14 protein-coding genes and 2 tRNA genes are annotated in these 15,227 nt (G+C 48.8%); 4 read left to right on the plus strand and 12 right to left on the minus strand.

All coding sequences use genetic code 11. The features are described from left to right. Positions 1-18: 18 nt before the first annotated feature. The 7 genes from EZV61_RS16720 to EZV61_RS16750 all read right to left on the minus strand — a co-directional run bounded on the left by EZV61_RS16720 (position 19) and on the right by EZV61_RS16750 (position 6,782). Positions 19-95 (minus strand) — tRNA-Asp (locus EZV61_RS16720). A 69-nt stretch (positions 96-164) separates the two neighbouring features. Then, positions 165-437, minus strand: a complete 273-nt coding sequence (locus EZV61_RS16725; RefSeq protein WP_114339938.1) for an HU family DNA-binding protein — start codon at positions 435-437, stop codon at positions 165-167. A 183-nt stretch (positions 438-620) separates the two neighbouring features. Further along, positions 621-2,975 carry an endopeptidase La gene (gene lon, locus EZV61_RS16730; protein WP_131417106.1) on the minus strand — a complete coding sequence of 785 codons (2,355 nt, stop codon included), beginning with the start codon at positions 2,973-2,975 and terminating at the stop codon, positions 621-623. A gap of 124 nt (positions 2,976-3,099) precedes the next feature. Next, positions 3,100-4,380, minus strand: coding sequence for an ATP-dependent protease ATP-binding subunit ClpX (gene clpX / locus EZV61_RS16735; protein ID WP_114339936.1), 1,281 nt, complete (start codon positions 4,378-4,380; stop codon positions 3,100-3,102). Positions 4,381-4,469: 89 nt separating this feature from the next. Continuing rightward, the gene (gene clpP, locus EZV61_RS16740; RefSeq protein ID WP_114339935.1) at positions 4,470-5,099 is read right to left on the minus strand and encodes an ATP-dependent Clp endopeptidase proteolytic subunit ClpP; all 630 of its coding nucleotides are present in this window, start codon (positions 5,097-5,099) and stop codon (positions 4,470-4,472) included. Positions 5,100-5,184: 85 nt separating this feature from the next. Continuing rightward, the gene (tig, locus tag EZV61_RS16745) at positions 5,185-6,495 is read right to left on the minus strand and encodes a trigger factor (RefSeq protein ID WP_131417108.1); all 1,311 of its coding nucleotides are present in this window, start codon (positions 6,493-6,495) and stop codon (positions 5,185-5,187) included. Between the two features lie 210 nt (positions 6,496-6,705). Then, positions 6,706-6,782 (minus strand) — tRNA-Arg (locus EZV61_RS16750). 180 nt (positions 6,783-6,962) lie between these two features. Here EZV61_RS16750 and folD point away from each other — a divergent pair. After that, positions 6,963-7,823, plus strand: coding sequence for a bifunctional methylenetetrahydrofolate dehydrogenase/methenyltetrahydrofolate cyclohydrolase FolD (gene folD, locus EZV61_RS16755; RefSeq protein ID WP_131417110.1), 861 nt, complete (start codon positions 6,963-6,965; stop codon positions 7,821-7,823). 86 nt (positions 7,824-7,909) lie between these two features. Here the strand turns inward: folD and cysS are convergent, their stop codons facing one another. Further along, on the minus strand, positions 7,910-9,289 hold the full coding sequence (cysS, locus tag EZV61_RS16760; RefSeq protein ID WP_131417112.1) for a cysteine--tRNA ligase: 1,380 nt from the start codon (positions 9,287-9,289) through the stop codon (positions 7,910-7,912). A 176-nt stretch (positions 9,290-9,465) separates the two neighbouring features. Between cysS and EZV61_RS16765 the strand changes: the two genes are divergently transcribed. Both EZV61_RS16765 and lpxH read left to right on the plus strand, forming a co-directional pair. Then, positions 9,466-9,957, plus strand: a complete 492-nt coding sequence (locus tag EZV61_RS16765; protein WP_114339931.1) for a peptidylprolyl isomerase — start codon at positions 9,466-9,468, stop codon at positions 9,955-9,957. Positions 9,958-9,963: 6 nt separating this feature from the next. Then, a complete protein-coding gene (gene lpxH, locus EZV61_RS16770; protein WP_131417114.1) occupies positions 9,964-10,713 on the plus strand; it encodes a UDP-2,3-diacylglucosamine diphosphatase in 750 nt (249 codons plus the stop codon). Here the strand turns inward: lpxH and miaE are convergent. Beyond that, positions 10,710-11,486 (minus strand): tRNA isopentenyl-2-thiomethyl-A-37 hydroxylase MiaE, encoded by a 777-nt coding sequence (gene miaE, locus EZV61_RS16775; protein WP_114339929.1) that lies wholly within the window; start codon positions 11,484-11,486, stop codon positions 10,710-10,712. The two genes, lpxH and miaE, sit on opposite strands and share 4 nt — an antisense overlap. Before the next feature lie 329 nt (positions 11,487-11,815). Between miaE and EZV61_RS16780 the strand changes: the two genes are divergently transcribed. Continuing rightward, positions 11,816-12,412, plus strand: coding sequence for a Yip1 family protein (locus tag EZV61_RS16780; protein ID WP_114339928.1), 597 nt, complete (start codon positions 11,816-11,818; stop codon positions 12,410-12,412). Between the two features lie 87 nt (positions 12,413-12,499). Here EZV61_RS16780 and purF read toward each other — a convergent pair whose 3' ends face one another. The 3 genes from purF to EZV61_RS16795 form a co-directional block, all read right to left on the minus strand. Then, positions 12,500-14,026, minus strand: a complete 1,527-nt coding sequence (purF, locus tag EZV61_RS16785; protein WP_114339927.1) for an amidophosphoribosyltransferase — start codon at positions 14,024-14,026, stop codon at positions 12,500-12,502. Between the two features lie 18 nt (positions 14,027-14,044). Then, entirely contained in the window at positions 14,045-14,548 is a 504-nt protein-coding gene (locus EZV61_RS16790) for a CvpA family protein (protein WP_114339926.1), read from the minus strand. A 65-nt stretch (positions 14,549-14,613) separates the two neighbouring features. Continuing rightward, positions 14,614-15,216, minus strand: coding sequence for an SPOR domain-containing protein (locus EZV61_RS16795; protein WP_158538150.1), 603 nt, complete (start codon positions 15,214-15,216; stop codon positions 14,614-14,616). Positions 15,217-15,227: the final 11 nt, after the last annotated feature.

Genomic DNA, 15,227 nt, shown 5'->3' on the forward strand with positions numbered 1-15,227 from the left:
GATGCGCCTTCGATAAATTGGCGGAGTGGACGGGACTCGAACCCGCGACCCCCGGCGTGACAGGCCGGTATTCTAACCAACTGAACTACCACTCCATAACTGCAGACTTACATCTGCAGTGTATGACGCGTAAACCAAATTCCAGCCGCTAACGCGGCCGTGAATTAGTTTACAGCGTCTTTCAAAGCCTTACCGGCTTTGAACGCAGGAACTTTAGCAGCAGCGATATCGATGGTTGCACCCGTTTGTGGGTTACGACCAGTGCGAGCAGCACGCTCACGAACTACAAAAGAACCAAAACCAACCAGAGCAACCTGGTCGCCATCTTTAAGAGCTTCAGTAATAGCATCGACGAAGCTATCTAGCGCACGGCCAGCAGACGCCTTTGAAATATCTGCTCCATCAGCAATTTGATCAATAAGTTGAGACTTATTCACGGTGTCATCCCCTTTCTTATTCTATTCATTGGTTGCAGCAATTTATTATTTGTTTACCGCAACTAGCGACGTTTTATATCAGGCTTAAATCCGCTACGCAAGGCGCGAAGCCTTGAATTATGAGGGATTGAGCCAGATCCGCGGGCACGATCACCGAACCCGCATTATTTTCGTTACCAAGATCTAATTCTTAGCAATTGCAAAACCTTCCGCAGGCTCCTGTAACGCTAACTCCAACACGTCTTCGATCCAGCGTACCGGATGAATTTCCATGTCTTGCTTCACGTTATTAGGGATCTCTTCAAGGTCTCTGGCATTTTCATGGGGGATGATCACCCGCTTAATACCACCGCGGTGTGCGGCCAACAGTTTCTCTTTCAAGCCACCAATCGGCAGTACTTCACCACGTAGCGTGATCTCACCAGTCATCGCAACATCTGCACGCACCGGGTTGCCTGTCAGCGTAGAAACTAAAGCTGTACTCATGGCGATACCCGCACTCGGACCATCTTTGGGCGTTGCCCCTTCTGGCACGTGTACGTGAATATCACGCTTCTCATGAAAATCAGGACTAATACGCCACTTGTCAGCACGAGAACGCACCACAGTCATCGCAGCCTGAATGGACTCCTGCATCACCTCACCAAGGGAACCGGTGAACGAAAGCTTGCCTTTACCAGGCACCGACATCGCTTCAACAGTCAGTAGATCGCCACCAACTTCCGTCCAAGCCAAACCATTGACTAGGCCGATGCGGTTGTTATCTTCCGCTTTACCGAAATCGTAACGCTGTACGCCTAAGTACTCTTTCAGATTTTCATTCGTGATCCGAATGGGCACAGCTTTTTCTTTCAGTAGTAACTGCTTGACCGCTTTTCGACATAGCTTGGAGATCTCTCGCTCCAAATTACGTACACCCGCTTCGCGAGTGTAATAACGAATAATGCCATTAATCGCACTATCCTCAATCTCAACTTCATTGGCCTTGAGGCCATTACGTTCAACCTGTTTTGACAACAGGTGTTCACGGGCGATGTTAAGCTTTTCATCTTCGGTGTAACCCGCTAAGCGGATCACTTCCATGCGGTCTAATAGAGGCGCCGGAATATTCATCGAATTGGAAGTGGCAACAAACATCACGTCCGACAGATCGTAATCCACTTCAAGATAGTGGTCATTGAAACTGTTGTTTTGCTCTGGATCGAGTACTTCTAACAGCGCAGATGCCGGATCACCACGCATGTCACTGCCCATTTTGTCGATCTCATCAAGCAAGAACAGCGGGTTTTTCACCCCAACCTTACTCATCTTCTGCAGCAGCTTACCCGGCATAGAACCGATATAAGTTCGGCGATGACCGCGTATTTCAGCTTCATCACGCACGCCGCCTAATGCCATGCGAGTATATTTTCGCCCTGTCGCCTTCGCGATAGACTGCCCGAGAGAAGTTTTACCCACGCCAGGGGGCCCAACCAAACATAAAATAGGGCCTTTCAGCTTGCGTACCCGATTCTGTACGGCCAGGTACTCAAGAATACGCTCTTTGACTTTCTCGAGGCCAAAATGGTCTTTGTCGAGTATGGTCTGCGCGCCAGCAAGGTTCTTTTTCACCTTACTGCGCTTATGCCATGGTAACCCGACCATCCAATCGATATAACCACGAACAACCGTCGCTTCAGCGGACATAGGTGACATCATGCGCAACTTCTGCAATTCCGCTTCTGTCTTCTCCTTGGCTTCATCGGGCATCTTCGCTTCTTCGATACGCTTCTTCAGCATTTCGAATTCGTCAGGACCTTCTTCCAGCTCACCCAGCTCTTTCTGAATCGCTTTCATCTGCTCATTCAGATAGTACTCGCGCTGACTCTTTTCCATCTGTTTCTTAACGCGACCGCGGATCCGCTTTTCAACCTGCAACAGGTCAACTTCGGATTCCATCATCGCCATTAAGAACTCGAGGCGTTCGTTAACGCTGACCACCTCAAGCACTTTCTGTTTATCATCAAGCTTCAACGGCATATGTGCCGCCATCGTATCAGCCAGACGAGTCGGCTCTTCTATTCCCTGCAAGGAGGTCAGTACTTCGGGCGGGATCTTTTTATTCAGTTTGATGTAACCTTCAAACTGTGCGATCACCGAGCGGACAAGCACATCGAGCTCGCGCTCTTCCATCTCCACTTGCGTGGTTAAGTACTGTACTTCCGCTTCGAAGAAATCTTCCGACGCGGTAAATTGCTCAATACGAGCACGCTGGCTTCCTTCGACTAAAACCTTCACCGTACCATCAGGCAGTTTTAGCAGCTGCAATATGGTGGCTACCGTACCGACGTCATACACATCCTCGGTACCCGGCTCTTCAACTGATGCATCTTTCTGTGCCACCAGGAATATCTGTTTGTCATTTTCCATCGCCGCTTCAAGACATTGGATAGACTTTTCGCGACCAACAAACAGTGGGATCACCATGTGCGGGTATACCACTACATCACGTAATGGCAGTACAGGGATCTCTATGCGTTCCAAACGCTCTTCTGTCATGCAGGATCTCCACCAGAGGATAAGGACTTATTTCAACAGTATATGGGGGCATGGAAAGCCGATTCAATCGGCAAATACGGAAAAAGGGGCCGAAGCCCCTTAGTTGGTCATTATCTGTACGACTTTAGTCTGCTGAAGCGACTTGTTGCTCGGTTCCACGGTAAATCAGAATTGGATCTGACTCACCTGTAACCACCGTTTCATCAACAACCACTTTTGCGACATTTTCCATTGATGGCAGATCATACATAGTATCGAGCAATATTTGCTCAACTATCGAGCGCAAACCACGGGCGCCAGTCTTACGATCCATCGCCTTACGAGCTATCGCTCGCAGAGCGTCATCACGGAACTCCAGTTCAACCTCTTCAAGGCGGAACAAAGCACTGTACTGTTTCGTTAACGCGTTCTTTGGCTCTTGCAGGATCTGGATCAAGGCTTCATCGTCCAGCTCTTCCAATGTTGCTACAACAGGAAGACGGCCAATAAATTCAGGGATCAGGCCATACTTAACCAGATCTTCCGGCTCAACCTGACGGAACATATCGCTAAGCGACGCCTTCTCATCAGAATCTTTAACCTTGGCACCAAAACCGATACCAGTACCCACATTAACCCGCTGCTCAACCACTTTATCCAGCCCAGCAAAGGCACCACCACAGATAAACAATATCTTGGAGGTATCAACCTGCAAGAACTCTTGCTGCGGATGCTTACGGCCACCTTGCGGAGGCACAGACGCCACGGTACCTTCGATCAGCTTCAATAGCGCTTGCTGTACACCTTCACCACTGACATCTCGCGTAATGCTTGGATTGTCAGATTTACGCGAGATCTTGTCGATCTCATCGATATACACGATGCCGCGCTGTGCTTTATCTGTGTCGTAGTCACACTTTTGTAGCAATTTCTGGATAATATTCTCGACATCTTCACCCACATAACCTGCTTCGGTCAGTGTTGTGGCATCAGCCATGGTGAAAGGCACGTCAAGAAAACGGGCCAGCGTTTCCGCCAGTAATGTTTTACCACTACCTGTTGGACCGATGAGCAAAATATTACTTTTACCTAACTCAACTTCATCGTTGACGTCGGTATTCTTCAGGCGCTTGTAGTGGTTATAAACCGCAACCGATAACACTTTCTTCGCGTGTTCCTGACCAATCACGTAGCCTTCCAGGTGATCCCGGATCTCATGTGGTGTTGGTAATCTGGAACCATCACGCTTATTAGGCAGATCTTTTATTTCTTCACGAATAATATCGTTACAGAGCTCTACGCACTCATCACAAATAAAAACCGATGGCCCTGCTATCAGTTTGCGCACTTCATGCTGGCTCTTGCCGCAAAAAGAGCAGTACAGCAGTTTATTGTCGCTATCCCCGCCCTTTCGATGATCAGTCATGCACAAATCCTCACTTTTAACTTCCGCTTACCAGGCTCAAAACTTTCATAGGCATACAACCAGTATAAGCCGAACTTAGTAAAACGTTATCACACTTCTGTTCTACGTGTCAGAACATCATCTACCAAGCCATACTCTTTCGCGTCATAAGCGCTCATAAAGTTGTCTCGATCGGTATCTTGAGAAACCTGTTCATAAGGCTGCCCCGTATGTTCTGCCATTAACCGGTTCATCTTCTCTTTAATAGACAGGATCTCTTTGGCATGAATTTCAAAATCCGATGCCTGGCCCTGGAAACCGCCCAACGGCTGGTGGATCATTACTCGGCTATTTGGCAAACAGTAGCGCTTACCCTTCGCACCGCCAGACAAAAGGAAAGCCCCCATGCTGGCGGCTTGGCCGATACAGACGGTACTCACATCCGGCTTGATAAACTTCATCGTGTCGTAGATCGCCATGCCGGCCGTTACTGAACCACCTGGAGAGTTGATATAGAGAAAAATATCTTTTTCTGGGCTCTCTGACTCAAGGAATAGCATCTGTGCAACAATCAGGTTTGCCATATGGTCTTCGACCGGCCCAACCATAAAGATCACACGCTCTTTGAGTAAGCGAGAATAGATATCGTAAGCGCGCTCTCCCTTGGCTGTCTGCTCTACAACCATGGGTACCAATGAGGCTAGCGGATCAAAAGCGGAAGGCTGTTCGAAATTTGACATGTGTTTCCTAGATATAAAAATGGCTCGAGTGAATAATTCAGTCGAGCCATTATATGCGGCACGAGGCCGCACAAGTCAACGCTGTTTAGGCGTTATTAGGAGCTGGATTCATTACTTCGTCAAAGGTTTTGGTCACTTCAGTGACTTTTGCCTTGCTCAGCACTAAATCAATCGCCTGATCTTCCAGAGCCAAATTGCGCATTTGCTGCATCAACTCTTCGTTACCTTTGTAGTAGTTAACGACCTCTGATGGATCTTCATAAGCAGTCGCCAGCGTGTTGATCTGCTCCATCACACGCTCTTCGTCAGCTTCCAGCTCATTACCTTTAATCAACTCACCCAATACTAAGCCGGTACGTACACGACGTTCGGCCTGCTCAGTAAACAGGTCAGCAGGTAGTTCAGGCAAGTTTTGCTGCTCGGCACCACCAAAGCGCTGTAGCGCTTGCTGACGCAAAGCATCAATCTCTTGGTCAACCAAAGCTTTAGGCAGGTCAACTTCATTAGCGGCCAATAAGCCGTTAATAACCTGCTCTTTTACCGCGTTTTTCAGCGCTTGACCCAGCTCACGCTGCATGTTTTTGCTTACTTCAGTCTTGAAAGACTCAACCGTACCATCACCTACACCGAACTTAGCTGCGAACTCTTCGTTCACTTCTGGCAGTTCCTGACCTTCGATCTTGTTGATCTTGATCTTGAACTCAGCGGCTTTTCCTTTGAGGTTTTCTGCGTGATAGTCTTCAGGGAAGGTCACGTTAGCAACGACTTCGTCACCTGCTTTGTTACCAGCAACAGCATCTTCGAAACCAGGGATCATGCGGCCAGCGCCGATAACCAATTCAAAGTTTTCAGCTTTGCCGCCATCAAACTCTTCGCCATCAACGGTGCCAACGAAATCAATGAAAGTCTTATCACCTTCAGCGGCGGCACGAGTCACTTCAGCAAAAGTAGCATGCTGCTTACGCAGTGTTTCGATCATGTTAGCCAGATCTTCATCTGTCACTTCTGCGCTAGGCTTCTCAACTTCAACCGTTTCCAGGCCAGCCACTTCAAAGTCTGGATAGACTTCAATAGTTGCTGTGAATTCTAGATCCGCACCCGCTTCGTTTTTAACGATAGCCAGTTCAGGACGACCTGCAGGGGCGATCTTCTCAGCCATGATAGCTTCGAAATAGTTGCGCTGAGCAAGCTCACCAGCAACTTCATAACGAACGGCATCACTATAACGCTTGCGGATAACGGACACAGGCACCTTGCCTGGACGGAAGCCGTCAATGCGCTGAGTCTTAGACAGGCGACGGAGACGATTCTCCACTTCTTTTTCTACCTGCTCAGCAGGAACAGAAATGGTCAGGCGACGCTCCAGACCACTAGTAGTCTCAACAGACACTTGCATCTTGCTACCTCAATATCGAGAGCTGCTTACTCTCTGTTTTCTTACGGTATTTAGGACAGCGAACGACATTCCGTTAACACTGCCACCAATATGAATTCTGTTTTCGCGGTCGGAAAAAGCCAGCTGACTGACTAAACCACACTTCGGCGACGGCGAAAAATGACGCGGCATTATAGCGGGGTTAATAGAGAGAGTCGAGTAATCAAGAGATGGCGCGCCCGGCAGGATTCGAACCTGCGACCATCCGCTTAGAAGGCGGATGCTCTATCCAACTGAGCTACGGGCGCTTTATGATTGCATCGGACAAAATCGAAGACCGCTTTGTCGCAAAAGCGGCGGCATAATAGCGAGTATGGATCCAGCGGTCAATCGTGCAAATCAAGCGAAAAGCATAGTTGGAAGCTTAACCACATTCTGAGACAATGCTCAGCAACCATAATTTCGTTCCAATAATAGCAAAGGTAGACATGGCAGCTCAGCTTATTGATGGCAAAGCAATTGCTAAGCAGGTAAAAGAATCCGTCGCCGCACGGGTTAAAGTACGTCTTGATGCGGGTAAACGCGCGCCCGGCCTCGCCGTTGTCATGGTCGGCGACGACCCTGCCTCGGCCGTTTACGTTGGTAGTAAACGCCGCTCCTGTGACGAAGTGGGATTTGTATCGGTTTCCCATGATCTGCCAGGTAAAACGACGCAGGATGAATTGCTTGCGTTAATCGATCAGCTCAATGAACAGGTCGCTATCGACGGTATTTTGGTGCAGTTGCCGCTGCCTGAACATATCAATTCAGAGGTGGTACTGGAGCGGATCCGTCCAGATAAAGATGTGGATGGCTTTCATCCGTATAACATCGGCCGCCTGGCTCAACGCATTCCAGCGCTACGCCCATGTACGCCAAAAGGGGTGATCACCCTGCTTGATTCAACGGGTGTTAAATTTCACGGTAAACACGCGGTGATCGTTGGTGCCTCCAACATTGTTGGTCGCCCAATGATCCTAGAGCTGCTGCTTGCTGGCTGCACCACCACATGTTGCCATCGCTTTACTGAAGATCTCGAAGCCGAAGTACGCCGTGCCGATATCCTGGTGGTTGCTGTAGGTAAGCCTGAATTTATCCCTGGTAACTGGGTTAAAGAGGGCGCTTACGTTATTGATGTTGGTATCAACCGAGTAGATGACGGACGCTTGGTCGGTGATGTTGAGTTTGCGCCTGCAGCAGAAAAAGCTGCATTCATCACCCCTGTACCGGGTGGAGTTGGCCCAATGACGGTAGCCAGCTTGATTGAAAATACCTTAGAAGCCTGCGAGCTATACCACGACAACGATTGACATGAGTTGCCTATTACCCTAATAAAAACGCCCACACATGTGGGCGTTTTTATTTCTACTTTGGCTTTGCTACGGTAGAACCGCGGTTAACCTCGACGCCAAGTTGTGCCTTCAGGGCCATCTTCCAACACAATTTTCATCTCATTCAATTTGTCCCGCGCTTCGTCTGCTGCGCCCCAATCTTTTGCTGCCCGAGCGGCATTACGCTGCGCAATCAGAGATTCAATTAAAGCGACTTCATCTTGACTTTCATCGCCCTGCAAAAAAGTCGCTGGCGATTGTTGCAGTATGCCCAGCACGCCACCCAGCGCTGTTAACTGGGCAACTAACTGTGCCGCCCGTTCAGGCTCTGCTTGGCGACACCGATTGATCTCTTTCGCCAACTCAAACAATACCGACATCGCTTCCGGCACATTAAAGTCATCATCCATCGCCTGGCGGAACTTGCTCGTGGCATCCGTTGAAAAATCCGCTGCTGACGCAGGCTCAATATCACGCATCGCGGTATACAGACGTTCTAGACCTGCCCTCGCCTGCTGCAAGTTATCCCGAGAGTAGTTCAACTGGCTACGATAATGACCAGATAATAGGAAGAAACGTATGGTTTCCGCGTCATACTCAGTTAACACGTCGCGAATAAGGAAAAAGTTGCCCAAGCTCTTTGACATCTTCTCACTGTCCACCTGCACCATGCCACTGTGCATCCACAGGTTGACATAGGGTGTATCAAAGGCGCAGCAAGACTGTGCAATCTCATTCTCATGGTGTGGAAAGATGAGGTCTGAGCCGCCGCAGTGAATATCGAAATGCTCACCGAGATGTTTGGCGTTCATCGCCGAACATTCGATATGCCAGCCCGGTCGGCCCTCACCCCACGGAGAGATCCAGCTAGGCTCACCCGGCTTTGCCATCTTCCAGAGCACAAAGTCGAGCGGGCTACGCTTGCTACGTTCAACTTCTACCCTCGCGCCAGCCTGCAACATTTCGAGGTTTTGGCCACCTAACCGACCATACTCATCAAAACTTGAGACCTCGAACATCACATCACCGGTCTCCGCGACATAGGCGTGCTTTTTCTCTATCAGGCGCGCCACCAAAGCGATGATCTCATCCATATGGGTAGTCACGCGAGGTTCGATATCAGGGCGTAAAATATTTAATTTATCGTAATCTTCATGCATCCGCGCCACAGTGCGGGCAGTCAACTGGTCACAGCTCTCGCCATTTTCTAAAGCACGCTTAATGATCTTGTCGTCCACATCGGTGATGTTACGTACAAATTCCACCTGATAGCCGGAAAAACGCAGATAACGTACCACTACATCGAAGCTCACCGCGGTACGAGCATGGCCAATGTGACAATCATCGTACGCTGTAACCCCACACAGGTAGAGCCCTACTTTGCCGGGCTGAAGCGGTTGAAACGCCTTTTTTTCGCGGGTGAGCGTATTGTAGATCTGCAACATTGAAACAATCGTCCTTTGCGGTTAAATCACCAAATAGAGGGGGATTCTACCATCGCGTCCGCTGCCACGCATCGCCCTTTTTATCTCAGCTTTCTACTTAAACGGCACCTCACACCTTTCAGCCTTGCGTCGCATCCGCTAGAATCCAGCCAAACAATGCACTGGAGAGAGTTCAAATGGTTATCCTGCACACTAATTTTGGCGACATTAAAATAGAACTGAACGAAAAAGCGGCACCAGCAACCGTGGCAAACTTTGTCGAATACGTGAAATCAGGCTTCTATAACAACACCATTTTTCATCGTGTTATTGATGGCTTCATGATCCAAGGTGGGGGCTTTGAGCCAGGCATGGAACAAAAGGCAACCAACGAAAAGGTCAAAAACGAAGCTAACAATGGCCTGAGCAACAAAGTGGGCACTTTGGCAATGGCTCGTACCAACGATCCTCACTCAGCAACGTGCCAGTTCTTCATCAATGTTTCCGACAACACCTTCCTTGACCATACCTCTGAAACGCCTTCAGGTTGGGGCTACTGCGTATTTGCAGAAGTCGTTGAGGGAATGGATGTGATCGACAAAATTAAAGCGGTCAGTACAGGTAACTACGCCGGACACCAAGATGTGCCCCGTGAAGATGTCGTGATCGAATCTGCTGAACTGGTCTAACGCCTAGTGAGCACTCTCTTTATTTCAGATCTCCACCTCAGCGTCGAGCGGCCTGATATTACGGCCGCTTTCGTCGAGTTTATGACGGATACGGCCAGTCAGGCAGATGCGCTTTATGTCCTTGGTGATCTGTTTGACGCTTGGTTTGGCGACGATTTTGAAGATGAGTGCATCAATCAGGTGAAGCAGGCGTTTTTGACCCTGACTCAAAGTGGTGTACCTGTCTATTTTATTCATGGGAATCGTGACTTTTTGTTAGGAAAGCGCTTTGCAAAACAGTCTGGCGTGACACTGCTGCCTGAACAGTGTGTCGTCGAACTGTATGGCAAACCGGTGGTGTTACTCCATGGTGACACCCTTTGCACCCGAGATCATGACTACCAAAAATTTCGCCGCAAGAGCCGAACTTGGTGGTGGCAAGGCTTTATGTTGTCGTTGCCGCTACGTCTGCGAAAAAAGATCGCCGATGATTACCGCGCAAAAAGCAAAGCAGCAACGGCGATGAAAAGCGCCGAAATTATGGATGTAACGTCAGCGGAAGTGACACAGGTCATGACTGATAACAACGTAGAGCTGATGATCCATGGCCATACTCATCGTCCCTTTGTCCATGATGTCACCTTGGCCAATGGCCGAACCGGACAACGTATCGTCCTCGGTGACTGGTATAGCCAATCCAGCTATCTCACCTTCGATGCCGATAGCTTTGAACTGCACCACGCTCCCCTGTCGCCAGAAGATAAAAATAGCGCTTAAGCAAAAACTGACGTTGGCACACCGCTGTGAAAACGAAATTGATCATCCTCGCTGGTCATCAGCAATGCTTCTTGCTCAGCAAAAAATGCGATGCGTTGCTCTAGCCCGTCAGCAGATATCGTCGCAGCAAGCTTCAGATAGTCCTGATAATGTCGCGCCTCCGACCGCAGTAAGGAGATATAGAACTTCTCCAGCTCCGCATCCAAATAGGGTGCCAGCTTGGCAAAGCGTTCACAGCTCCGCGCTTCAATAAAGGCACCGATAATCAACTTATCAACGGCAGCGGCGGGCTCATAGGTACGCACGTGTTTAATGAGCCCCTTGGCATATCTGGCCGCGGACAGCTGTTCATAAGGAATATCTCTGGCCTGCATGATCTCCAGCACCTGCTCAAAATGATGCAGTTCCTCTTTAATCAGACGCACCATCTTATCCAGCAGATCCTGCGTTTCCGGCTTAAGATCTTTGGTTTTTAAACTGCCAATCAATGCATTCTTCTTAGCAGAAAAAATACCGTCTCCCTCCTGCCGATAAACAAAGTCTTCATAAGGTTTTAACCAAGATAACAGGGTCGCACCACTCTCCTTGTCGATAGCGTAACGGCGAATAAGCAGCGCGGCACTCTGTGCTGCTTTCAGTTCACAGTTAGCATGATCCACCAACAAAGCGGACAAGCGCTCAGGCTTGATTGCTTCTTCAATCCAGGCTTCAGGCGTTTCACACTTAAGAAATTGATAGATGGGGGCCAGCAGTTGTTGATGTTCCAGATCCATGACAGCGATAGCTCAATTGCAGAATAGATACATGAATCGCCTATGCTACCTGCAACCAGCTCAGCTTTCAGCTTAGATCCACACAGTTCTTGTTCTATCACAGCTTCTGTGTCTGATCTAAACGCCTGAGTTCAGCGTAAGCAAGCTCATTGGTGCCATATCACGTTCTATTAGAGTGTGGAGAGCTGGATCATGATCCGCAGCACGAGTTGACTCCGCAACTTGCAGAAATCGCGATACTGGTCAATAAATGTTCATAGGGTGACGCGACAATTATAATAACGCGCGCCTGTTCTATTTCTTGGGGAAGAAGCAAAAGGGCAACAACTATGATATTGAACCACCTCTGGGGCATCTATGCCCACCCTCGTGAAGAATGGCAAGCAATCGACCTCAAACATGAAGGTTTAACCTACAGTTTGTCACATATAATGTTAACGGCCCTGATACCGGCGATCTGCAGTTACTATGCTGCTGCTCATATCGGCTGGAGTATTGGCGCAGGTGATCCCATCATGCTCACCGAAGCCAGTGCCCTCAAAATGTCGATAGCCATGTATTTTGGCTTAATTGCTGGCGTCTTTGGCTTGGCTTGGCTGACCCAGTGGATGGCACACACTTTCGGCACAAAAACCTCATTCACCCATGCGTTGGAACTCGCCGCTTATACCTCCACCCCCCTGTTTATGGTTGGCTTTGCCGCACTACTGCCAATCTTATGGTTTGTAATGCTGGTCGGACTCGCTGGCGTCGCGTATAGCGTCTATCTGCTTTATAGCGGCGTCCCTATCATGATGCATATCCCGGAAGAGCGTGGCTTTATCTACGCCAGTTCTGTGGTTACCTGCGGCTTGGTTTTGCTGGTTGCTCTGATGGCCGGGTCAGTGATCCTTTGGAACTTGGGTTTAGGCCCTGAATATATGTAAGTGGCCCTTTCTGTTAGATAAAAAAGGCAGCTTTCGCTGCCTTTTTTATTGTCAAAGACACTCAATCAGAGTATCTAAACCAGCCATTCACGGATGGCCTTCGTTATGCAGTTCCATGTTGGAGCTGTTCTGGAAAAACTCTTCATCAGCCTTGGCATCATCATTGCGCACTTGGTCAATATGCTCCAAATACTCTTGTGTCACATCGCCAGTGACGTACTGACCGGTAAATACTGATGTTTCAAACTGGTCAATATCAGGATTACCATCCTGAACCGCCAGCTCCAGATCCGCTAAATCCTGGAAGATCAAACCATCGGCACCAATGATGTCACAAATCTCATCCAGTTCACGACCATGGCCAATCAGTTCATTCGCCGATGGCATATCGATGCCGTAAACATTCGGGAAACGAATTTCCGGAGCCGCCGAAGCAAAATAAACTTTCTTTGCGCCCGCTTCCCTAGCCATCTCGATAATCTGATTTGACGTCGTACCGCGAACAATTGAGTCATCCACCAGCAACACGTTCTTACCTTTAAACTCGGTAGTGATCGCATTGAGTTTACGGCGTACCGATTTAACCCGCTCAGTTTGCCCAGGCATGATAAAAGTACGGCCAATGTAACGGTTTTTCACAAAACCCTGACGGTACGGTAGATCAAGGTTATTAGCGATTTCCAAAGCGATATCACAGGAAGTTTCAGGGATCGGGATAACAACATCGATATCCAAATCCGCCCACTCCTTGGCTATCTTTTTACCCAAACGCTGACCCATACGAACACGGGAGGCATAAACCGACACGCCATCGATTTTGCTGTCTGGACGAGCGAAATAAACGTATTCGAAAATACATGGGCAGCATTTAGGATCATCAGAACATTGCTGAGAAAACAGCTCGCCTTGATCCGTAATATACACAGCTTCACCTGGCGCTAAGTCGCGAACAAACTGGTAACCGACAGCATCTAACGCAACACTTTCCGACGCGACCATATAGTCAAAACCGCCGTCAGCCTTGGCTCGTTTACCAAGAACAATAGGTCGGATACCAAAAGCATCTCTGAAGGCAACCATACCTTGACCAATAATCATGGCGATAGCTGCATAACCACCCCGGCATCGCTTATGAACACGGGAAACAGCGCCAAACACATGCTCAGGGGTGAGCTGAAGATTAGGCTCGTAGCATAGCTCGTGGGCAAGTACGTTTAGCAGTACTTCGGAATCTGACGTGGTATTGATATGACGGCGAGCTTCATTAAAAAGCATCTCTTTTAGCTCATCGGCATTGGTCAAATTACCGTTGTGAGCGAGAGCAATACCAAAAGGGCTATTAACGTAAAACGGCTGCGCCTCGGCAGAGCTAGAGCTACCAGCGGTTGGGTAACGCACATGACCAATGCCAACATTGCCCCGTAAACGGTGCATATGCTTAACATCAAATACATCACGCACCAGACCATTGGCCTTACGCAATCTAAAATTACCATCTTCGGTAATAGTAACGATACCTGCCGCGTCTTGACCGCGGTGCTGAAGCACAGTGAGCGCGTCATAAATAGATTGGTTAACTGGCGACTGAGCCACGATCCCAACAATGCCACACATAGCGAATATACCCCGTTTTTAAACTGCGCTAGCAGCCTGGTCGACCAACTCTTGTGTCTCGTCCAGGTGTTCAAAGAACCAGTCAATGATGATTTCAAAGTGCGGGATCAATTCAGAAGCCTGCCACCAAGGTCTATCAGCGAACTGGAAAAATTTAGTCATTAAGAAAATCATGGCGCAAACAACCAGCACCCCACGCAGGCCACCAAAGCATATGCCGAGCACGCGATCTGTGCCTGACAATCCGGTCTTCTGAACTAATTGGGAGATGATGTAGTTGATGAGTGCGCCAAGGATCAAGGTGCAAATAAAGAGTACCAGTGCAGATACCCCGTCCCGGATCAGAGCGTCAGAGATACTGTCCGCCAGCAGAGCAGAGAGATCACGATAGAAAGTGCTGGAGATAAAAAACGCCGCCACCCAACTGACCAACGACATTGCTTCTTTAACGAAACCGCGTATCAAGCTGATCAGCGATGATAACGCTATGACGCCGAGAATGAGGAAATCAATCCAAATCATGTACTACGCACCTATTTCAGGACGGCGCGAATTCTAACAAAGCATTCACGGTTTGCCTATCCCGCCTATTGTTCCAAAGGGTTATATGCGGTCAGTTGGCCAGTCAGGCCAGTCAGTTTTTTCAAACTTTCCAGTTTGCTTTCAAGCGCTTGTTTATCAAGACTTGGACCAATATAAACTCGCGTGATCATGCCATCTTTTGGTGTTTTTGGTCGGGTATACACTGTATAACCGCCCTTTTCCAACTTGTTGATCAGACCATTGACGTTTTTAGCGTTCTTAAAGCCACCCAACTGAATAGCCCAGGCATTATCCTTAAAGCCTTCCAATTTCGGCGCTGATTTGACTGGTTTTACGACTACTGGCGCTGGCGTTGCTGCGTCAATATCTGGCTCGCTGACCACCACATTGTCGCCATCAATATCAACAACTGGCGGCTGGTTCTCAGCTAAGAGCGCCGCGGCCGTATCTTCCTGCTCAACCAACCCCTCAGCCGCCGCCAAGTCATCTTGATGGATCGCTAGGTCAACCTCTGGTTTCAAGGGGATCACAGCAAACTCATCACTATGCCGCTGTTTTTCGCCATCAAGCAAATCAGGCAACACAATGATGCCTACGGCGAGTAATGCCACTGTACCCACTAATCGATTGGTAAGTTGATTGGCCAAAAAACGTCCCC

It is taken from the genome of Corallincola luteus, from assembly GCF_004336975.1.
In the GTDB taxonomy this organism is placed as follows: domain Bacteria; phylum Pseudomonadota; class Gammaproteobacteria; order Enterobacterales; family Neiellaceae; genus Corallincola; species Corallincola holothuriorum.

Coding starts and splice junctions, on each gene's coding strand:
- EZV61_RS16790 (WP_114339926.1), bottom strand. CDS start 14,548: ATGATTTGGATTGATTTCCTCATTCTCGGCGTCATAGCGTTATCATCG.
- clpX (WP_114339936.1), bottom strand. CDS start 4,380: ATGACTGATCATCGAAAGGGCGGGGATAGCGACAATAAACTGCTGTAC.
- purF (WP_114339927.1), bottom strand. CDS start 14,026: ATGTGTGGCATTGTTGGGATCGTGGCTCAGTCGCCAGTTAACCAATCT.
- tig (WP_131417108.1), bottom strand. CDS start 6,495: ATGCAAGTGTCTGTTGAGACTACTAGTGGTCTGGAGCGTCGCCTGACC.
- lon (WP_131417106.1), bottom strand. CDS start 2,975: ATGACAGAAGAGCGTTTGGAACGCATAGAGATCCCTGTACTGCCATTA.
- clpP (WP_114339935.1), bottom strand. CDS start 5,099: ATGTCAAATTTCGAACAGCCTTCCGCTTTTGATCCGCTAGCCTCATTG.
- EZV61_RS16765 (WP_114339931.1), top strand. CDS start 9,466: ATGGTTATCCTGCACACTAATTTTGGCGACATTAAAATAGAACTGAAC.
- folD (WP_131417110.1), top strand. CDS start 6,963: ATGGCAGCTCAGCTTATTGATGGCAAAGCAATTGCTAAGCAGGTAAAA.
- EZV61_RS16780 (WP_114339928.1), top strand. CDS start 11,816: ATGATATTGAACCACCTCTGGGGCATCTATGCCCACCCTCGTGAAGAA.
- miaE (WP_114339929.1), bottom strand. CDS start 11,486: ATGGATCTGGAACATCAACAACTGCTGGCCCCCATCTATCAATTTCTT.
- cysS (WP_131417112.1), bottom strand. CDS start 9,289: ATGTTGCAGATCTACAATACGCTCACCCGCGAAAAAAAGGCGTTTCAA.